Source organism: Streptomyces sp. NPDC048370 (genome assembly GCF_043200825.1).
Classification (GTDB): domain Bacteria; phylum Actinomycetota; class Actinomycetes; order Streptomycetales; family Streptomycetaceae; genus Streptomyces.
On the sequence record NZ_JBICYI010000010.1, the window covers coordinates 127,532 to 146,776 of the forward strand.

General features: G+C 70.6%; 17 protein-coding genes and 1 tRNA gene. 7 read left to right on the forward strand and 11 right to left on the reverse strand.

Going from position 1 to position 19,245, the window contains the following annotated elements:
- Positions 1-86: 86 nt before the first annotated feature.
- The 5 genes from ACGFYP_RS22165 (at position 87) to ACGFYP_RS22185 (ending at position 5,319) form a co-directional block, all read left to right on the forward strand.
- Positions 87-776, forward strand: coding sequence for a LuxR C-terminal-related transcriptional regulator (locus ACGFYP_RS22165; protein ID WP_393496114.1), 690 nt, complete (start codon positions 87-89; stop codon positions 774-776).
- Between the two features lie 184 nt (positions 777-960).
- Positions 961-2,004, forward strand: coding sequence for a galactose-1-phosphate uridylyltransferase (gene galT, locus ACGFYP_RS22170; protein WP_393496117.1), 1,044 nt, complete (start codon positions 961-963; stop codon positions 2,002-2,004).
- Positions 2,001-2,981 (forward strand): UDP-glucose 4-epimerase GalE, encoded by a 981-nt coding sequence (galE, locus tag ACGFYP_RS22175; RefSeq protein WP_393496119.1) that lies wholly within the window; start codon positions 2,001-2,003, stop codon positions 2,979-2,981. The genes galT and galE overlap by 4 nt, the downstream gene beginning before the upstream one ends.
- On the forward strand, positions 2,978-4,123 hold the full coding sequence (gene galK, locus ACGFYP_RS22180) for a galactokinase (RefSeq protein WP_393496122.1): 1,146 nt from the start codon (positions 2,978-2,980) through the stop codon (positions 4,121-4,123). Before galE ends, galK begins: the two co-directional genes overlap by 4 nt.
- Positions 4,124-4,506: 383 nt before the next feature.
- The gene (locus ACGFYP_RS22185) at positions 4,507-5,319 is read left to right on the forward strand and encodes a LuxR C-terminal-related transcriptional regulator (protein WP_393496125.1); all 813 of its coding nucleotides are present in this window, start codon (positions 4,507-4,509) and stop codon (positions 5,317-5,319) included.
- Here the strand turns inward: ACGFYP_RS22185 and ACGFYP_RS22190 are convergent.
- Positions 5,278-5,775, reverse strand: a complete 498-nt coding sequence (locus ACGFYP_RS22190) for a MarR family transcriptional regulator (protein WP_361961254.1) — start codon at positions 5,773-5,775, stop codon at positions 5,278-5,280. The genes ACGFYP_RS22185 and ACGFYP_RS22190 overlap by 42 nt on opposite strands.
- 131 nt (positions 5,776-5,906) lie before the next feature.
- On the opposite strand from ACGFYP_RS22190, the gene ACGFYP_RS22195 reads away from it, so the two are divergent.
- Complete coding sequence (locus ACGFYP_RS22195) at positions 5,907-6,749, forward strand: trans-aconitate 2-methyltransferase (protein ID WP_361961252.1); 843 nt, start codon at positions 5,907-5,909, stop codon at positions 6,747-6,749.
- Between the two features lie 103 nt (positions 6,750-6,852).
- Here ACGFYP_RS22195 and ACGFYP_RS22200 read toward each other — a convergent pair whose 3' ends face one another.
- From ACGFYP_RS22200 to ACGFYP_RS22210, 3 genes are all read right to left on the reverse strand, one after another.
- Positions 6,853-8,577 (reverse strand): FG-GAP repeat domain-containing protein, encoded by a 1,725-nt coding sequence (locus ACGFYP_RS22200; RefSeq protein ID WP_393496129.1) that lies wholly within the window; start codon positions 8,575-8,577, stop codon positions 6,853-6,855.
- Between the two features lie 374 nt (positions 8,578-8,951).
- A complete protein-coding gene (locus ACGFYP_RS22205) occupies positions 8,952-9,638 on the reverse strand; it encodes a TetR/AcrR family transcriptional regulator (protein ID WP_361961249.1) in 687 nt (228 codons plus the stop codon).
- Positions 9,635-10,612 (reverse strand): acyl-CoA desaturase, encoded by a 978-nt coding sequence (locus tag ACGFYP_RS22210; RefSeq protein ID WP_393496133.1) that lies wholly within the window; start codon positions 10,610-10,612, stop codon positions 9,635-9,637. The genes ACGFYP_RS22205 and ACGFYP_RS22210 overlap by 4 nt, the downstream gene beginning before the upstream one ends.
- Before the next feature lie 225 nt (positions 10,613-10,837).
- Between ACGFYP_RS22210 and ppc the strand changes: the two genes are divergently transcribed.
- Complete coding sequence (gene ppc, locus ACGFYP_RS22215; protein WP_393496136.1) at positions 10,838-13,567, forward strand: phosphoenolpyruvate carboxylase; 2,730 nt, start codon at positions 10,838-10,840, stop codon at positions 13,565-13,567.
- A 108-nt stretch (positions 13,568-13,675) separates the two neighbouring features.
- On the opposite strand, the gene ACGFYP_RS22220 is transcribed toward ppc, so the two are convergent.
- The 7 genes from ACGFYP_RS22220 to ACGFYP_RS22250 all read right to left on the reverse strand — a co-directional run bounded on the left by ACGFYP_RS22220 (position 13,676) and on the right by ACGFYP_RS22250 (position 19,240).
- On the reverse strand, positions 13,676-14,380 hold the full coding sequence (locus ACGFYP_RS22220; RefSeq protein ID WP_393496139.1) for an LPXTG cell wall anchor domain-containing protein: 705 nt from the start codon (positions 14,378-14,380) through the stop codon (positions 13,676-13,678).
- Between the two features lie 99 nt (positions 14,381-14,479).
- Positions 14,480-14,923, reverse strand: coding sequence for a hypothetical protein (locus tag ACGFYP_RS22225; protein WP_393496142.1), 444 nt, complete (start codon positions 14,921-14,923; stop codon positions 14,480-14,482).
- 39 nt (positions 14,924-14,962) lie between these two features.
- On the reverse strand, positions 14,963-15,559 hold the full coding sequence (gene pth, locus ACGFYP_RS22230; protein WP_361961239.1) for an aminoacyl-tRNA hydrolase: 597 nt from the start codon (positions 15,557-15,559) through the stop codon (positions 14,963-14,965).
- Between the two features lie 103 nt (positions 15,560-15,662).
- Entirely contained in the window at positions 15,663-16,259 is a 597-nt protein-coding gene (locus ACGFYP_RS22235) for a 50S ribosomal protein L25/general stress protein Ctc (RefSeq protein WP_393496147.1), read from the reverse strand.
- Positions 16,260-16,518: 259 nt separating this feature from the next.
- Positions 16,519-17,493, reverse strand: a complete 975-nt coding sequence (locus ACGFYP_RS22240; protein ID WP_361961236.1) for a ribose-phosphate diphosphokinase — start codon at positions 17,491-17,493, stop codon at positions 16,519-16,521.
- Positions 17,494-17,614: 121 nt separating this feature from the next.
- Positions 17,615-19,060, reverse strand: coding sequence for a bifunctional UDP-N-acetylglucosamine diphosphorylase/glucosamine-1-phosphate N-acetyltransferase GlmU (glmU, locus tag ACGFYP_RS22245; protein ID WP_393496507.1), 1,446 nt, complete (start codon positions 19,058-19,060; stop codon positions 17,615-17,617).
- A 107-nt stretch (positions 19,061-19,167) separates the two neighbouring features.
- Positions 19,168-19,240 (reverse strand) — tRNA-Gln (locus ACGFYP_RS22250).
- Positions 19,241-19,245: the final 5 nt, after the last annotated feature.

Consider the following 19,245-nt stretch of genomic DNA (forward strand, 5'->3'; position numbering starts at 1 on the left):
CCGGGGGGACGAACGTGTAGTTTGCCGGGTCATCGGAGTGGCTGGGGTCGGGGGACGGCCTCAGGGGGGAACTAAGGGGTTGCTCGATGGGCGTGCGGCTCATGGTGGTCGACGACCACAGACTGCTCGCCGAGGCGCTCGCCTCGGCACTGAAACTGCGTGGGCACCGTGTGCTCGCGGCGGCCGCCCCTGTGGCGGGCGCGGCGGACCTCGTGGTGAGCCGGGCGCCCGAGGTGTGCCTGCTCGGCACGGCCGCCCCGGCCGAGCCGGGGGCCTTCGACCCGATCGTACGGATCAAGCGCGAGCGGCCGCAGGTGGCCGTGGTCGTGCTCGGCCCGGTGCCGTCGCCGCGCGGAATCGCGGCGGCCTTCGCGGCCGGCGCGTCGGGATACGTACGGCACGACGAGCGCATCGAGGGCGTGGAGCGGGCGCTGATCAAGGCGCGGGCGGGGGAGTCGGCGGTGGCGCCGCAGCTCCTCCAGGGGGCCTTCGCGGAGCTGCTCAACCCGTCGGCGCAGCCCGACGACGAAGGGCAGCGGCTGCTGCGGATGTTGACGCCGCGTGAGGTGGAGGTCCTCGTTCGGGTGGCGGAGGGCGAGGACACGCGGCTGATCGCGGCGGGCATGCGGATCGCGCCGAGCACGGCGCGGACGCATGTGCAGCGGGTGCTGATGAAGCTGGGGGTGGGGTCGCGGCTCGAGGCGGCGGCCTTGGCAGCGCGGACCGGGCTGCTGGATCGGGCGCATGTACCGGGGGCCCGGAGCGAGTTCCCTTAGGGGCCTGACTTTCCGGTCGGGCCCTGAGGGCCTGTCCGACCCTGATCCGCCGGACAGGCCCTCAGGGGCTGTGCCCTGCCCTGAAGAGTCACTCACGACAGTGGTCGCTCGGCGTTGACTGTCGATGTTTGATTGTGGTTCCTTGTGCGTGGTTCTGTTTGGTTCCCCGTTGAGGACACCGCCCGTGAAGAAGACCGTCACCACCCTCGCCGACGGCCGCGAGCTCATCTACTACGACGCGCGGGACGACGCCGTCCGCGACGCCGTCGACACCCGGCCGCTCGACCCCGTCTCCTCCGCCTCCGAGATCCGCTACGACGCCCTCCTCGGCGACTCCGTCGCCGTCGCCTCGCACCGGCAGGGCCGGACCTACCACCCGCCGGCCGACGCCTGCCCGCTCTGCCCCTCCCGCGACGGGCGGCCCAGTGAGATCCCCGCCCCCGACTACGAGGTCGCCGTCTTCGAGAACCGCTTCCCCTCCCTCTCCGGGGAGGCCGGCCGGTGCGAGGTCGTCTGCTTCACCTCCGACCACGACGCCTCCTTCGCCGACCTCACCCCCGAACGGGCCGCGCTCGTCCTCGACGCCTGGACCGACCGGACCGCCGAACTCTCCGCCCGCCCCGGCGTGGAGCAGGTCTACTGCTTCGAGAACCGAGGCGCCGAGATCGGCGTCACCCTCGGCCACCCCCACGGCCAGATCTACGCCTTCCCGTACGTGACCCCCCGTACGGCCCTGATGCGGCAGCGGGCCGCCGAACACCGGGCCCGTACGGGACGCAACCTCTTCGACGACGTCGTCGCCCGCGAACGCGCCGACGGGGCCCGCGTGGTCCTGGAGAACGAGCACTGGATCGCCTTCGTCCCGTACGCCGCGCACTGGCCCTACGAGGTGCACCTGCACCCCACCCGCCGGGTGCCCGACCTGCCGGCGCTCGACGAGGCGGCCCGCACAGCCTTCCCACAGACGTATCTGGAACTCTTGAGGCGCTTCGACCGGATCTTCGGACCCGGCGAGCCGCCCACGCCGTACATCGCCGCCTGGCACCAGGCGCCGGTCGACGGCGCCGACCGGGTGGAGTTCGGGCTGCACCTGGAGCTTTTCACCGTCCGGCGGGCACCCGGCAGACTGAAGTACCTCGCGGGCACCGAGTCAGGCATGGGCGCGTTCATGAACGACGTACCGCCGGAGGCGGCGGCCGAACGACTCCGAGAGGTGGCAACGACATGAGGACCGCGACATCCAGGTACCTGGTGACCGGCGGCGCGGGTTACGTGGGGAGCACGGTCGCCCGGCACCTGGTCGAGGCGGGCCACGAGGTCACCGTCCTCGACGACCTCTCCACCGGATTCGCCGAAGGCGTCCCGGCCGGGGCCGAGTTCGTCGAGGGCCGCATCCAGGACGCCGCGAAGTGGCTCGACGGCTCCTACGACGGCGTCCTGCACTTCGCGGCCTTCTCCCAGGTCGGCGAGTCGGTCGCCAAGCCCGAGAAGTACTGGGAGAACAACGTCGGCGGCACGATGGCGCTGCTGGCCGCGATGCGCGAGGCGGGCGTCCGCAAACTCGTCTTCTCCTCCACGGCCGCCACCTACGGCGAACCGGAGTCCGTCCCCATCACCGAGGCCGCGCCCACCGCGCCGACGAGCCCCTACGGGGCGTCGAAGCTGGCCGTCGACCACATGATCGGCGGCGAGTGCACCGCCCACGGCCTCGCCGCGGTCTCGCTGCGCTACTTCAACGTGGCGGGCGCGTACGGCGGTTGCGGCGAGCGCCACGACCCCGAGTCGCACCTCGTCCCGCTCGTCCTCGACGTCGCCCTGGGCCGCCGCGAGGCGATCAACGTGTACGGCGACGACTACCCGACCCCCGACGGCACCTGTGTCCGCGACTACATCCACGTCGCCGACCTCGCCGAGGCCCACCTGCTCGCCCTGGACGCCATGACCGCGGGCGAGCACCTGATCTGCAACCTCGGCAACGGCAACGGCTTCTCCGTGCGCGAGGTCGTCGAGACCGTGCGCAAGGTGACAGGCCACCCGGTCCCCGAGGTCATGGCCGCGCGCCGCCCGGGCGACCCGGCGGTGCTCGTCGCCTCGGCGGAGGCCGCGCGGGAGCGGCTCGGCTGGATTCCGTCCCGCCCGGACCTGGCGGACATCGTGCGGGACGCCTGGGCGTTCGCGAGAGAGAGGGAGCTGGGGCGCGGATGAGCGTGGCGGGGGAGTTCGAGGAGCTGTACGGGGCGGCGCCGGAGGGCGTCTGGGCCGCCCCGGGCCGGGTCAACCTGATCGGCGAGTACACCGACTTCAACGACGGCTTCGTGATGCCGCTGGCCCTGCCGCACACGGCCGTCGCCGCCGTCTCGCGGCGCGACGACGGGGAGCTGCGGCTCCACTCGGCCGACGTCGAGGGCGGTGTCGTCCGGCTCGACGTGGCCGCGCTCGAACCGCTCGCGGGCGGCGGCGGGAGCTGGGCCGCGTACCCCGCCGGTGTCGTCTGGGCCCTGCGCGAGGCAGGGCACGCGATCACCGGGGCGGACGTCCACCTCGCCTCCACCGTGCCGACCGGTGCTGGCCTGTCGTCCTCCGCCGCCCTTGAGGTCGTCACCGCGCTCGCGCTGAACGACCTCTTCGGCCTCGGGCTCTCCCGTCCCGAACTCGCCGTCCTGGCCCAGCGCGCGGAGAACGCCTTCGTCGGCGTCCCGTGCGGGGTGATGGACCAGATGGCGTCCGCGTGCGCGATCGAGGGCCACGCGCTCTTCCTGGACACCCGTGACCTGTCGTACCGGCAGGTTCCCTTCGACCTGGCGGCGCGGGGGCTGCGGCTCCTCGTCGTGGACACCCGGGTGAAGCACGCGCTCGGGGACGGCGCGTACGCGGAGCGGCGCGCCGGGTGTGAAGCGGGTGCGCGGGCGCTCGGTGTGCGCACGCTGCGCGAAGTCCCGTACGCGCAACTGTCCGATGTTCTCGTGCGTTTGAGCGAGGAATCGGTTCGTCGCTATGTCCGGCACGTCGTCTCGGACAACCACCGGGTCGAGCGGACGATCGCCCTCCTCGACGCGGGGGACGCGGCCGCCGTCGGTCCGGTCCTCACCGAGGGCCATGCCTCGCTCCGGGACGATCTGCGGGTCTCCTGCCCCGAGTTGGACCTCGTGGTCGAAGCGGCGAACGCGGCGGGCGCGCTGGGGGCGCGGATGACGGGCGGCGGCTTCGGCGGCTCTGCGATCGTCCTGGTGGCCGCGGAACGGGCGGCGTCGGTGGCCGCGGCGGTCGAGAAGGCCTTCGCCGGGGCCGGGTTCGCCGGGCCGAAGATCTTCCCCGCGGTGCCGTCGGCGGGCGCCCGCAGGGAGTGAGACCACGTTCGGGCGCACGGGCGGGCGGACCCGTCGGTGCACTGTCGGGCGGACCCCGTCGGTGCACCTTCGGGCGGACCTGAAGGCGCACAGGCGGGCGCGCCTTCTTCGGAGTTGTCGACTTCTGTCGCTGCCATGTGCGGGTGACACGGCAGTACACGGCAGTACCGCCCGACTTCGGCCACTTCTCCCAATCACCTTCCTCCGCGACCCCCCACCCGTACTCTGAGCACAGCGCCGGTGGGGGCCGGCGCGCATCAGGGGGCGACACCAGTCGGGTACGGCGCCCGGGACGGGGTAGCAGTCACTGCACGGCGGCGGCCGTGCGATCGGCGGACCCCTGTCCCCGGCGCCGTACCCGTGCCGGTTCTGCTTCTCGACACTTGGGGGTGTCCGTGGCTCGTATCCGGGTCCTGGTGGTGGACGATCACCGCATCTTCGCCGAATCGCTGGCCGCCGCCCTCGCGGCGGAGCCCGATGTCGACGTGTCCGCCGCGGGCAGCGGCCCGGCAGCCCTGCGCTGTCTGGACCGCTCGGTCGCGGAGTCGCGCCGGTACGACGTGATGCTGGTCGACGCCGACCTGGGCACGGTCCCGGGGCCGGGCGCAGGCGCCGTCGGCCAGCTCGCCGTCGCCAAGGCCGTACCGGACCACCCGGAGGGGTTCGTCGACGGCATCTCCCTGGTCGCCGGGGTCCGTTCGGCCCAGCCCGCCGTCCGTACGGTGGTCCTCGCCGAGAAGGACGACCCGCACAGGGCGGCGCTCGCGCTGCAGGCCGGGGCGTCCGGCTGGGTGGCCAAGGACTGCTCGCTGCAGCGGCTCCTGGCGGTGATCCGGGGGGTCCTGCGCGACGAGACGCATCTGCCCCCGGCCCTGCTCACGGGCGTCCTGCGGGAGCTGACGGCGGCCCGCAAACACCGCACCGAGAGCGAGCAGCTCGTCGAGTCGCTGACCCCGCGCGAGCGCGAGGTGCTGCGCTGCATGGTGGCGGGTCTTGGCCGCAAGGCGGTCGCCGAGCGGCTGTTCCTCTCCCCGCACACCGTCCGTACGCACATGCAGAACGTGCTCGGGAAGCTGGGCGTGCACTCCACCCTCGCCGCCGTCGCACTGGCGCGCCGAGCCGGCGTCGGACCCGCGGAGCCGGCCGGACAGCCTCTAGCCGGGGATGTTGTCGAACGGGGCGGTCAGCTGGCGTAGCAGCGCGGCCAGTTCGCCGCGGTCGGCGCGGGAGAGCTGGGCGAGGATGGCCCGCTCCTGCGCGAGCAGCCCCGCGAGCGCCTGGTCGGCGCGGTCGCGGCCCTCGGGGGTCAGCCGGACCAGGACACCGCGCCGGTCGCTGGGGTCGGGCAGCCGCTCGACCAGGCCCTTCTTCGTGAGCCTGTCGATGCGGTTGGTCATGGTGCCCGAGGTGACCAGCGTCTGGGTGAGGAGCTGGCCGGGGGAGAGCTGGTACGGGGCTCCGGCGCGCCGAAGCGAGGTGAGGACGTCGAACTCCCAGGGCTCCAGCTGGTGCTCGGAGAAGGCGAGCCGACGGGCGCGGTCGAGGTGGCGGGCGAGCCGTGAGACGCGGCTCAGCACCTCGAGCGGTTCCACGTCGAGGTCCGGGCGCTCGCGGCGCCATGCAGCGACCAACCGGTCGACCTCGTCCTCCATGACGATCAGTGTAGAGGGTCTGTTGACATAAAGTCTCTTGACGTCAAGATATATTCGGCTGGACTATGGGGAAGGACCGGGCCGGGACCTAGTTCCGCTTCGGCAGCTCGTTCCAGCAAGGGGGCTCGAACATGTATTCCGCACCATCCTCAGCGTCCACCGCACCAACGTGGGATCCCCAGCAGTACCTGCGGCATTCCGGCCACCGCACACGTCCGTTTCTCGACCTGCTCTCCCGAATACCGCGACTTCCCTCCGTCGGCACCCCGGCCCGGATCGCCGACCTCGGCTGCGGGCCCGGCAATGTGACCGTCCTGCTCGCCGACCGCTGGCCCGACGCCCACATCACCGGCTTCGACCTCTCCCCGGACATGCTGGAACGGGCGGAGAAGGACTGGGCCGGCACCACGGCCGCCGGCGGCTGGCTCGACTTCCGCCCCGCCGACGCCGCGCACTGGACGCCCGAAGAGCCCTACGACCTGATCGTCTCCAACGCCGCGCTCCAATGGGTCCCCAACCACCCGGAGTCCTTCGCTCCGTGGGTCGACGCCCTCAAACCCGGCGGAACGTTCGCCTTCCAGGTCCCCGGCAACTTCACCGCGCCCAGCCACGCGCTGCTCGGCGAACTCTGCGACATGCCCCAGTGGCGCGAACGGCTCGACGGCGAGGGCCGCCGCTTCGTCCACATCCTCGAACCCGCCGACTACCTCCTGCGCCTCACCGATCTCGGCTGCGCCACCGAGGTCTGGGAGACCACCTACTCCCAGCTCCTCACGGGCGAGGACCCGGTCCTCGACTGGGTCAAGGGCACGGCCCTGCGCCCCGTCCTGACCGCCTTGGAGGGCGACAAGGAGGCGACGGACGCCTTCCTCACCCAGTACCGCGACCTCCTGCGCGCGGCCTACCCGCCGGGGCCGCGCGGCACGGTCTTCCCCTTCCGGCGCATCTTCGCGCTGGCGACGAAGCCGGCGTGACGGCGGGAGCGTTACAGACACGAAGACGCCCCGCACCGGAGGACCGGTGCGGGGCGTCTTCGCTTGCACGACCTTGGAGTACAGACCGTTTAGTACACGCCGTTTAGTACACGCCGTTGTAGATCTGCCAGCCGCTGCCGATCTTGACCCGGGGGCCGAAGGCGGTGGCGCTGATCGGCGAGTAGCGGTACAGGTCGCCCCCCGCGGTCACGCCCAGCAGCTCGGCCTTGCCGTCGCCGGTGAGGTCACCGGGGGCCACCAGCTTGGTGTACGTGTTCCAGCCGGAGCCGATCTTCAGCTTCGCCATGAACGGCGTCGTGGCGGAGCCGGTACCCCGGTAGAGGAACAGGCCGCCGGCGCTGTCACGGGTCACGATGTCCGCCCGGCCGTCGCCCGAGTAGTCACCCGCGCCCACGATCTGGTTGAACGCGCCCCAGCCCGCACCGATCTTGGTCTTGGTGCCCAGCGGGTGGTCGGCGCCGGTTCCCCGGTACAGGAACAGGTTGCCGGACTTGTCACGGGCCAGCAGGTCGCTCTTGCCGTCACCGGTCAGGTCGCCGGGGCCGACGAGCAGGTTGTACACGCCCCAGCCGGAACCGAAGTCGTGGCCGCTGAAGTTGTTGTACAGGTGGTTGTTCGACAGCTCGAGGAGCGTGGCGAAGCCGGAGTCGTTGAGGGAGGAGGCGTAGGTGAGGCTCACGCCGCCCCAGCCACCGGTGTCGCCGACCTGCTCGCGCGGGCCCAGGAGGCCGTTGTTCTGCGCGCTGTACCAGTAGAGCGAGCCCACCTTGTCCCGGCCGAGGACGGCCCTCTTGCCGAAGGCCGGGATCGTGCCGGAGCCGCCGAACTGGTCGACGCTCAGGAACGCGCCCTTGTCGGCGATCAGCACACGGGCGCCCATGCGGCCGTTGCCGAGGCCGGAGTACGCCCACAGCGCGCCGGCCTGGTCACGGGCGAACAGCTCGGCCGCGCCGTCGCCGTTCAGGTCGTCCATCGCGATCAGCTGGTTGTAGATGTTCCAGCCCTGACCGACCTCGATCCGGCCCTTGAAGGGCGCGGTCGTGGAGCCGGAGGAGCCGTAGAACCAGACCCTGCCGTCGTAGGAGCGGCCGAGGACGTCGCCCTTGCCGTCACCGTCGTTGTCGCCGACGCCCACGACCTGGTCGTAGATGTTCCAGCCGCTGCCGACCTTCGACCGCCCGCCGAACGGCGCGGACGGGTTGCCGGTGGCGAGGTAGAGGTACAGCTCGCCGTTGTGCTGGCGGCCGATCACGTCCGCGCGCCCGTCGCCGTTCACGTCACCGGGCGAGAAGACCTTGTTGTAGATGGTCCAGCCACCGCCCTGCCAGCGGTACGTGCCCCAGGTCGGGGTGGCGTCCGCGTACAGGCGCAGCGTGCCGTGCGGAGACAGGACGAGGACCTCGGGCTTGCCGTTGCCGTCCTGGTCGCCGATCGGGACGAAGTCGATCGCGGGCGAGGCGTCGCCGTTGTCACCGAAGAACTCGCCGGACTCCGCCGAGGACGGCGTCGTGTGGTTGGTGCCGTCCCAGGCGCGGTAGATCAGGTCGTTCTTGCCGTCGCCGTCCACGTCGAAGCGGACCGGCGAGACGCCCGCCGTGGTCGCCGTGCGGCCGGCGCGGTTCGCCCCGGCGCCGAGCTTCGACAGGTCGGGCTTGGCCGGCTGGGTGAAGGTGGGGCGGGGCTGCTTCACGGCGGGGCCGGGGCCCTCGTCCGCGGAAGCGGGAGTCGCCAGCAGCATGCCGGCGGAGAGGGCAAGCGCGGTGCACGTCGCGACGCGACGCGCGCGCTTGGAGAAAGCGGTACGCAAGAGATCCCCCCCAGGGATCTAGAAAAATCGACGGACCGGGAACGGGGGTCCGCGACGCCTCCGTACGGCGACAGCGCGTACGCAGGGCGAACACCCCCCCGGGTGTGCTCGGGAGCATACCTCTGATCGATGACACGAACTCAACGGGGATTCATGTCGCCGAGGCAGGCCCCCAGGCCGCCGGGCGAGGCCCCCATACCTGCTGGGCGAGGCCCCCATACCTGCTGGGCGAGGCCCCCATACCTGCTGGGCGCAGCCCCCATACCTGCTGGGCGCAGCCCCCCACACCCCACCGGCACACCCCGGACCTGCCGGGACGGCGGCGGTACGGGAGACCATCGCCCGGCCCGGACCAGCCGACCCCGCCCGCCCCGTCAGTTCTTCCGGTGCCCTATCAACCGCGGCTTCTGCTCCAGGCCGTCCAGGCCGTGCCACGCCAGGTTCACCAGGTGCGCCGCGACCTCCGCCTTCTTCGGCTTGCGGACGTCCAGCCACCACTGGCCCGTCAGCGCCACGCTCCCCACCAGCGCCTGCGCGTACAACGGCGCCAGCTTCGGGTCGAAGCCCCGGGCCTTGAACTCCAGGCCCAGGATGTCCTCCACCTGCGTCGCGATGTCACTGATCAGCGACGCGAACGTGCCCGTCGACTGCGCCACCGGCGAGTCGCGGACCAGGATCCGGAATCCGTCCGTGTACCGCTCGATGTAGTCGAGCAGCGCGAACGCCGCCTGCTCCAGGAGCTCACGCGGATGGCCCGCCGTCAGCGCCCCCGTCACCATGTCGAGCAGCTGCCGCATCTCGCGGTCGACGACGACCGCGTACAGGCCCTCCTTGCCGCCGAAGTGCTCGTACACCACCGGCTTGGACACCCCGGCCTTCGCCGCGATCTCCTCCACCGACGTGCCCTCGAACCCCTTCTCGGCGAAGAGCGTCCGACCGATGTCCAGCAGCTGCTCACGGCGCTCCGCGCCCGTCATCCGCACCCGACGGCCACGCCGGGGCTTGTTCTCGCTGTTGCCGGTACCGCTGGTACTGCCGTCGATCGCCACGTTCTCCATCATGCCGCGTCGACGGGCTCGCCCCGGCGCCGGGCTTCGATCCGGGAGGCGTTCGGCCAGCGCACGTCGGACGCCCAGCCCAGCTGCTCGAACCAGCGGATCAGCCGCGCGCTGGAGTCGACCTGGCCGCGCAGCACCCCGTGCCGCGCCGACGTCGGGTCCGCGTGGTGCAGGTTGTGCCAGGACTCGCCGCAGGACAGCACGGCCAGCCACCACACGTTGCCCGAACGGTCACGGGACTTGAAGGGCCGCTTGCCGACCGCGTGACAGATCGAGTTGATCGACCACGTCACGTGGTGCAGCAGCGCGACCCGCACCAGCGAGCCCCAGAAGAACGCCGTGAACGCGCCCCACCAGGACATCGTCACGAGACCGCCCACCAGCGGCGGGATCGCGAGGGACAGCATCGTCCAGTAGATGAAGTCGCGGGAGATCCGGCGGATCGCCGGGTCCTTGATCAGATCCGGCGCGTACTTGGCCTGCGGCGTGCGCTCCTCGTCGAACATCCAGCCGATGTGCGCCCACCACAGGCCCTTCATCAGCGCCGGCACCGTCTCGCCGAACCGCCACGGCGAGTGCGGGTCGCCCTCCGCGTCGGAGAACTTGTGGTGCTTGCGGTGGTCCGCCACCCACCGCACCAGCGGCCCCTCCACCGCGAGCGACCCCATGATCGCCAGCGCGATCCGCAGCGGCCGCTTCGCCTTGAAGGAACCGTGCGTGAAGTACCGGTGGAAACCGATCGTGATGCCGTGGCAGCCGATGTAGTACATCGCCACCAGCAGGCCCAGGTCGAGCCAGCTCACGCCCCAGCCCCACGCCAGCGGCACCGCCGCGAGGATTGCCACGAAGGGCACCGTGATGAACAGCAGCAGCGCGATCTGCTCGATCGATCGCTTGCTGTCGCCGCCGAGCGTGGCGGAGGGCAGTTCGGAGAGGTCCTGGCCGGTGGGTTCGAGCACCTCGGGACTTGAGGTCATGGGTGTCCCCTGGGGGGTGAGGGTGAGGGTGAAGGAGCCGCGCCTACGGGACCGTAACCTACGGCGACGTAAGTATGGCAGCGCTTGGGCGCGCGGCAAGAGGGCACACGAGGGGCTAGATGGTGTCCAAGGGATGGACACCTATCCTGTGTGCGTCGGACAGCGCGGTCCGCAAGCCTCCAGTACCCCTCCAGATGTGCCCGAACACTGCAAGGAGCCGCACCTGTGAGCAGTGCCGACCAGACCCCCACCGCCAGCGCCGAGCTGCGTTCCGACATCCGCCGACTGGGCGATCTGCTCGGCGAGACGCTCGTCCGCCAGGAGGGCCACGAGCTCCTCGACCTCGTCGAGAAGGTCCGCCGACTCACCCGCGAGGACGGCGAGGCCGCAGCCGCGCTGCTGGGCGAGACCGATCTGGAGACCGCCACCAAGCTGGTGCGCGCCTTCTCCACCTACTTCCACCTGGCCAACGTCACCGAGCAGGTGCACCGCGGCCGCGAGATGCGCGAGAAGCGCGCCGCCGAGGGCGGCCTGCTCGCCCGCACCGCCGACATGCTCAAGGACGGCGACCCGGAGCACGTCCGCGAGACGGTACGGAACCTCAACGTACGGCCCGTCTTCACCGCGCACCCCACCGAGGCCGCCCGCCGCTCGGTCCTCAACAAGCTCCGCCGGATCGCCGCCCTCCTGGAGACCCCGGTCATCGAGGCCGACCGTCGCCGCCACGACCTGCGGCTCGCCGAGAACATCGACCTCATCTGGCAGACCGACGAGCTCCGGGTCGTCCGCCCCGAGCCCGCCGACGAGGCCCGCAACGCCATCTACTACCTCGACGAGCTGCACGCCGGCGCCGTCGGCGACGTCCTGGAGGACCTCGCCGCCGAACTCGAGCGCGTCGGCATCGAGCTGCCCGCCGGCACCCGCCCGCTGACCTTCGGCACCTGGATCGGCGGCGACCGCGACGGCAACCCCAACGTCACCCCCCAGGTCACCTGGGACGTGCTGATCCTCCAGCACGAGCACGGCATCACCGACGCCCTCGAACTCATCGACGAGCTGCGCGGCTTCCTCTCCAACTCCATCCGCTACGCCGGAGCCACCGAGGAACTCCTCACCTCCCTCCAGCGCGACCTGGAGGGCCTGCCGGAGATCAGCCCCCGCTACAAGCGGCTCAACGCCGAGGAGCCCTACCGGCTCAAGGCCACCTGCATCCGCCAGAAGCTCGTCAACACCCGTGAGCGCCTCGCCAAGGGCACCCCGCACCAGGACGGCCGCGACTACCTCGGCACCTCCGAACTGGTCCAGGACCTCGCCCTCATCCAGACCTCGCTGCGCGAGCACCGCGGCGCCCTGTTCGCCGACGGCCGGATGGACCGCACCATCCGCACCCTGACCGCGTTCGGCCTCCAGCTCGCCACCATGGACGTCCGCGAACACGCCGACGCCCACCACCACGCCCTCGGCCAGCTCTTCGACCGGCTCGGCGAGGAGTCCTGGCGGTACGCGGACATGCCCCGCGACTACCGGCAGAAGCTGCTCGCCAAGGAGCTCCGCTCCCGCCGCCCCCTCGGCCCCACGCCCGCCCCGCTGGACGCCGCGGGACAGAAGACCCTCGGCGTGTTCGGCACCGTCAAGGAGGCCTTCGAGCGCTTCGGCCCCGAGGTCATCGAGTCGTACATCATCTCGATGTGCCAGGGCGCCGACGACGTCTTCGCCGCCACCGTTCTCGCCCGCGAGGCCGGACTCCTCGACCTGCACGCCGGCTGGGCCAAGATCGGCATCGTGCCGCTCCTGGAGACCACCGACGAGCTCAAGGCCGCCGACGTCATCCTCAACGACATGCTGGCCGACCCCTCCTACCGCCGCCTCGTCTCGCTCCGCGGCGACGTCCAGGAGGTCATGCTCGGCTACTCCGACTCCTCCAAGTTCGGCGGCATCACCACCTCCCAGTGGGAGATCCACCGCGCCCAGCGCCGCCTGCGCGACGTCGCCCACCGCTACGGCGTACGCCTCCGCCTCTTCCACGGCCGCGGCGGCACCGTCGGCCGCGGCGGCGGCCCCTCGCACGACGCGATCCTCGCCCAGCCCTGGGGCACCCTGGAGGGCGAGATCAAGGTGACCGAGCAGGGCGAGGTCATCTCCGACAAGTACCTCATCCCGTCCCTGGCCCGGGAGAACCTCGAACTGACCGTCGCCGCCACGCTGCAGGCCTCCGCCCTGCACACCGCGCCGCGCCAGTCCGACGAGGCCCTGGCCCGCTGGGACGCCGCCATGGACACCGTCTCGGAGGCCGCCCACACCGCGTACCGCAAGCTCGTCGAGGACCCCGGCCTGCCGGCGTACTTCCTCGCCTCCACCCCCGTCGACCAGCTCGCCGACCTGCACCTGGGCTCACGGCCCTCTCGCCGCCCCGGCTCCGGCGTCTCCCTCGACGGACTCCGCGCCATCCCGTGGGTGTTCGGCTGGACCCAGTCCCGCCAGATCGTCCCCGGCTGGTTCGGCGTCGGCTCGGGCCTCAAGGCCCTCCGCGAGGCCGGCCTCGAAGCGGTCCTCGGCGAGATGCACGAGCGCTGGCACTTCTTCCGCAACTTCCTCTCCAACGTCGAGATGACACTGGCCAAGACGGACCTGCGGATCGCCCGCCACTACGTCGACACCCTCGTGCCGGACGAGCTCAAGCACGTCTTCGCCACCATCGAGGAGGAGCACGCCCTCACCGTCGCCGAGGTCCTCAAGATCACCGGCGGCCGGACGCTCCTGGACTCCAACCCGGTGCTCCAGCAGACCTTCGCCATCCGCGACGCCTACCTGGACCCGATCTCCTACCTCCAGGTCGCCCTCCTCGCCCGCCAGCGCGCAGCCGCCGAGCGCGGCGAGGACGCCGACCCGCTCCTCGCCCGAGCCCTGCTGCTCACGGTCAACGGCGTCGCGGCGGGCCTGCGCAACACCGGCTGACGCCTGCCCCGTCCGCGACGGGTACGCGACCGGTACGCGACGGGACATGACGGTGCCCCCGTCGGAATCCACGGATTCCGACGGGGGCACCGTCATGTCCCTACGGGGTCAGTGCTGCTGGCCCTTGCGGCGACGCAGCACCAGCACCGAACCGGCACCCGCGAGCGCGAGCGCCGCGGCGGCGATGAGGCCCGTCGGAGCGCTGGAGCCGGTCTCCGCGAGGTCACCCGTACCGGTGCCCGTGGAGGCGGACGGGGTCGCACCCGCCGGCGCGGAGTCCGTGGCGGACGGCGTGGCCCCGGGCGTCTCGGAGGTGCCCGGAGTACCGGGGGACTCGGTGCCGGGGCTCGCGGTGCCCGGAGACTCCGTGCCGGGGGACTCCGTGCCCGGGGTCTCGGCCGGCGGGCAGTCGGTCTTGAAGACCTTGTGCTTCGCGCGGCCGTTCTCGCCCTCCCAGTTCCAGAACAGCTTGTACTGGCCGTTCGGGAGGGTCATGTCCTCGGTGCGCTCGTGGCCGTCGGCGTCCAGCGTGATGAGGCCGGACTTGACCGTGGTGCCCTTCTCCTGGTCGTTGTTCGCCCAGGCCTCGATGTGCCAGGAGACCTTCTGGCCGGCGTCGAAGCCGAAGGCGTCGACGTAGAAGGTGCAGACCTTGGGCTCGTTCTTACGGAGCTCCTCACCGGTCTTCGAGTCGTGGATCTTCACGGTGCCGTTGTCGCCGTGGTCGCCCGTGGCGGAAGCCGCCGGAGCCAGCACGAGGGAGCCCGCCACGGCCGCGATGAGCGCGCCGGCGGGTATGAGGGATCGTCGCATGTGCAGTCGTCCATCTGGGATGAGGGATGCCGTGGGGGGCGGCCGAGCCGCAGCCTAGCGGCACTTTTCAGCCATCCAGTACCCAACAGGCCATAACAATCAGAGCGCGAAGAACGTCCCGACCAACAACAGCGCACCCACACCCGCCATCGACCACGCCGTCCGCGTCAGCCGGAGCCCCCCACCGATCAGCGGCGCCGCGAGCAACAACGCCCCGCCCAGCGGCAGCCAGGCGTGCAGACCACCGCCCCACCCCGTGCGCACCGCCTCGCTCGTCCCCGGCTTCACGACCACCGGCAGCGTCTGCCCCTTCGCCGCCGCCACCGAATGATCGATGGTCAACGCCGAATGCGGCGACTGCGGACCGGACGGGACATAACGGCCGCTGCACGTCTCCTCGTTGCAACCGGTCACCGTCAACGTGCCGTGCTCACGACCCTTGGAGAGCAGGACATGCTGCGCCGATCCCCACGAGGACCAGGCTCCCGCGACGAGGAGCAGCAGGGCGACCAGGGCCATGGCGGCGTTACGGGCGTGCGTCATGACCCGCGATCGTACAGTCGTACCGTGACGGCCGGACCGTCAGGAGTTGTACGCCGACTGCGCGCGCTCCAGACCCTCCGCCACCAGGCACTCCACGGAGTCCGCCGCCCGGTCCACGAAGTAGTCGAGCTCCTTGCGCTCCGTCGACGAGAAATCCTTCAGAACGAAGTCCGCGACCTGCATCCGCCCCGGCGGACGCCCGATACCGAACCGCACCCGGTGGTACTCCGCGCCCATGGCCTTCGTCATCGACTTCAGACCGTTGTGCCCGTTGTCGCCACCACCGAGCTTCAGCCGCAGCATGCCGTAGTCGATGTCCAGCTCGTCATGGACCGCCACGACACGCGCCGTCGGCACCTTGTAGAAATCGCGCAGCGCCGTCACAGGACCGCCCGAGAGATTCATGTACGACATCGGCTTCGCCAGGATCACCCGACGGTTCGCCGGCCCAGGAGGACCCATCCGGCCCTCCACGACCTGCGCCTGCGCCTTCCCCGCCCGCTTGAACTTCCCGCCGATGCGGTCCGCGAGCAGATCCACCACCATGAAGCCCACGTTGTGGCGGTTGGCCGCGTACTCCGGCCCCGGGTTGCCGAGGCCGACGATCAGCCAGGGGGCGTTCGCGTCGTCCGTCATGGGGGTCTCGTCTCCTCGTGTGCGTACCGGCATGGGAACAGAAGAAACGGGGTGACGGGCCCGAACGGCCCGTCACCCCGTCGCGTCAAGCAGAGCCTACGGCTCAGGCCTCGGCGCCCTCGGCGGCCTCGCCCTCGGCGGACTCGGCGGCCGGCTCCTCGGCCTGCGCGGCCAGGATCTGGATGGCGACGGCGTCGGCGTCGGTCACCAGGGTGGTGCCCTTCGGCAGCGCGATGTCCTTGGCGAGGATGGAGGCACCGGCCTCCAGGCCCTCGATGGAGACCGTGACGGACTCGGGGATGTGGGTGGCCTCGGTCTCGACGGAGAGCGTGTTCAGCACGTTCTCGACGAGGAAGGTACCCGGGGCCAGCTCACCCTCGGTCTCGATGACGACCTCGACGGTGACCTTCTCGCCGCGCTTGACGAGGATCAGGTCGACGTGGACCAGGGAACCCTTGATCGCGTCACGCTGGACGGCCTTCGGGATCGCCAGCTCGTTCTTGCCCTCGATGTCCAGGGAGAGCAGGACGTTCGGGGTGCGCAGGGCGAGCAGCAGCTCGTGGCCCGGCAGGGTGACGTGGACCGGCTCGGTGCCGTGACCGTAGAGAACGCCGGGAACCTTGTTCTCGCGACGGACGCGGCGGGCGGCGCCCTTGCCGAAGTCGGTGCGGGTCTCGGTGGCGAGCTTGATCTCGGACATGTGCACTCCTCGTAGATGGTGACGAACGTGGCTGTCACCCGGCCACGACTGGCGGTGGCCTGCTACGAAGAGCGCGTCGATAACGGACCGCCGTACCACACCGGGTACGGCCTCCCTCGCCGAGCAACTACGGCAGTCTACTCGGCCACGGCCGAGCCACCCAATTGGATCACCGGGAGCGCACGGGGGCGCATGAGAAGGGCCCGCTTCCTGATGCAGGAAGCGGGCCCTTCGTCGAAATCCTGGGTCGGTAAACCTGTCAGTGCTCCTCGAAGAGGCTCGTCACCGAACCGTCCTCGAACACCTCACGCACCGCACGCGCGATCGTCGGCGCGATCGAAAGCACCGTGATCTTGTCGAGCTCCAGCGAGCTCGGCACCGGCAGCGTGTCCGTGAACACGAACTCGCTCACCTTCGAGTTCTTCAGACGGTCCGCGGCCGGCCCCGACAGGATGCCGTGCGTCGCCGTCACGATGACGTCCTCCGCACCGTGCGCGAACAGCGCGTCCGCGGCGGCGCAGATCGTGCCACCCGTGTCCACCATGTCGTCCACCAGGACACAGACACGGCCACGGACGTCACCGACGACCTCGTGGACCGTCACCTGGTTGGCGACGTCCTTGTCACGACGCTTGTGCACGATCGCCAGCGGCGCGTCCAGACGGTCGCACCAACGGTCCGCCACCCGCACACGACCCGCGTCCGGAGAGACGATCGTCAGCTTCGAACGGTCCACCTTGCTGCCCACGTAGTCCGCGAGCACCGGCAGCGCCGACAGGTGGTCCACCGGACCGTCGAAGAAGCCCTGGATCTGGTCCGTGTGCAGGTCGACCGTGAGGATCCGGTGCGCACCCGCGGTCTTCAGCAGATCGGCGACCAGACGGGCCGAGATCGGCTCACGGCCGCGGTGCTTCTTGTCCTGACGGGCGTAGCCGTAAGAGGGGATGATCACGGTGATGCTCCGCGCGGAAGCCCGCTTCAGAGCATCGATCATGATCAACTGCTCCATGATCCACTTATTGATCGGAGCCGTGTGGCTCTGGATCAGGAAGCAGTCCGCGCCACGAGCCGACTCCTGGAAACGGACGTAGATCTCACCGTTCGCGAAGTCGAAAGCCTTGGTCGGCACGAGGCCGACACCCAACTGGTGCGCGACCTCCTCGGCCAGCTCGGGGTGGGCGCGGCCGGAGAAGAGCATCAGCTTCTTCTCGCCGGTCGTCTTGATCCCGGTCACAGCACTGTCTCCTCAGACGTGTTCCCTGGCCGCGAATCCCGCGCTCCCGTGCGCGTGTGCGAGCCAGCCGAATTTGTGTGCACGTATCACGGTACGCCGAGTTCGACGCACCTGTTTCCGGTCAGCTTTCGCCGGCGGGCTCCTCGGTGGCCACCTGGGCGGCCTGCGCGGCAGCGCTGCCGGGCCGCTTCCGGGCAACCCAACCCTCGATATTCCGTTGCTGGCCACGGGCGACAGCCAGAGCACCCGCCGGCACGTCCTTGGTGATCACAGAACCGGCAGCGGTGTACGCACCGTCCCCGATCGTGACAGGCGCCACAAACATGTTGTCCGAGCCCGTCTTGCAATGCGAACCCACCGTGGTGTGGTGCTTCGCCTCACCGTCGTAGTTCACGAAAACACTCGCGGCGCCGATGTTCGTGTACTCACCGATCGTCGCGTCACCCACATACGAAAGATGCGGAACCTTCGTCCCCTCACCGATCGTCGCGTTCTTCATCTCCACATACGTACCCGCCTTCGCCTTCAGGCCGAGATTCGTACCCGGACGCAGATACGCGAACGGACCCACCGACGCGCTCTCACCGATCACCGCGGAATCGGCCACGGTGTTGTCCACCCGCGCACCCTTGCCGACCGTCGTGTCCTTCAGCCGCGTGTTCGGACCCACCTCGGCGTCCTCACCGATGTGCGTCGCACCCAGCAGCTGCGTACCCGGGTGAATGACCGCATCCCGCTCGAACGTCACCGTGACGTCGACGAACACCGAAGACGGGTCGACCACGGTCACACCGGCGGTCATCGCACGCTCAAGGAGACGGTGGTTGAGCAGCGCACGGGCCTCGGCGAGCTGCACCCGGTTGTTGATCCCCAGGATCTCCCGGTGGTCCCCCGCGACCGACGCCCCCACCCGGTGACCGGCCTCACGGAGGATCGACAGCACGTCGGTGAGGTACTCCTCACCCTGGCTGTTGTCCGTCCGCACCTTGCCCAGCGCGTCCGCCAGCAGCCGCCCGTCGAACGCGAACACCCCGGAGTTGATCTCCATGATGGCGCGCTGCTCGTCCGAGGCGTCCTTGTGCTCCACGATCGCCGTCACCGCACCCGAGGCGTCGCGGACGATGCGCCCGTACCCCGTGGAGTCCGGCACCTCGGCGGTCAGCACGGTGACCGCGTTGCCGTCGGCGGCGTGCGTGCCGGCGAGTGCCCGCAGCGTCTCCCCGGAGAGCAGCGGCGTGTCACCGCACACCACGACGACGGTCCCGTCGGGAGCCTGACCCAGCTCCTCGAGCCCCATGCGAACGGCGTGACCGGTGCCGTTCTGCTCGTACTGGACGGCGGTGCGGGTACCGGCGTAGTGCGCGTCGAGATGCGCGGTGACCTGCTCCCGCGCGTGCCCGACGACCACGACGAGGTGCTCGGGCTCCAGCTCACGCGCGGCGGACACGACGTGCCCGACAAGGGAACGTCCGGCGATTTCGTGCAGGACCTTGGGGGTCTTCGACTTCATGCGGGTGCCCTCACCCGCTGCGAGGACGACGACGGCGGCCGGGCGGTTGGCGCTCACGGGAATGCCCTTCGGCTTCGGGTGGTGGACACCCGCAGGATACCGGGGGGTTTTGGGGCGGACATGGGTGCGGGTCCCGACCGGAGAGGTCGGGACCCGCGAAGCAGCTCCGCCGCTAGGACTCGAACCTAGACCGAACACCTCCAAAGGGTGCCGTGCTGCCAATTACACTACGGCGGAACGTG

Bases quoted from the DNA above. Each gene is read 5' to 3' on its own strand.
- ACGFYP_RS22165 (WP_393496114.1), top strand. From the start codon at position 87: ATGGGCGTGCGGCTCATGGTGGTCGACGACCACAGACTGCTCGCCGAG.
- galE (WP_393496119.1), top strand. From the start codon at position 2,001: ATGAGGACCGCGACATCCAGGTACCTGGTGACCGGCGGCGCGGGTTAC.
- galK (WP_393496122.1), top strand. From the start codon at position 2,978: ATGAGCGTGGCGGGGGAGTTCGAGGAGCTGTACGGGGCGGCGCCGGAG.
- ACGFYP_RS22190 (WP_361961254.1), bottom strand. From the start codon at position 5,775: ATGGAGGACGAGGTCGACCGGTTGGTCGCTGCATGGCGCCGCGAGCGC.
- ACGFYP_RS22195 (WP_361961252.1), top strand. From the start codon at position 5,907: ATGTATTCCGCACCATCCTCAGCGTCCACCGCACCAACGTGGGATCCC.
- ACGFYP_RS22205 (WP_361961249.1), bottom strand. From the start codon at position 9,638: ATGATGGAGAACGTGGCGATCGACGGCAGTACCAGCGGTACCGGCAAC.
- ACGFYP_RS22210 (WP_393496133.1), bottom strand. From the start codon at position 10,612: ATGACCTCAAGTCCCGAGGTGCTCGAACCCACCGGCCAGGACCTCTCC.
- ACGFYP_RS22220 (WP_393496139.1), bottom strand. From the start codon at position 14,380: ATGCGACGATCCCTCATACCCGCCGGCGCGCTCATCGCGGCCGTGGCG.
- ACGFYP_RS22225 (WP_393496142.1), bottom strand. From the start codon at position 14,923: ATGACGCACGCCCGTAACGCCGCCATGGCCCTGGTCGCCCTGCTGCTC.
- pth (WP_361961239.1), bottom strand. From the start codon at position 15,559: ATGACGGACGACGCGAACGCCCCCTGGCTGATCGTCGGCCTCGGCAAC.
- ACGFYP_RS22235 (WP_393496147.1), bottom strand. From the start codon at position 16,259: ATGTCCGAGATCAAGCTCGCCACCGAGACCCGCACCGACTTCGGCAAG.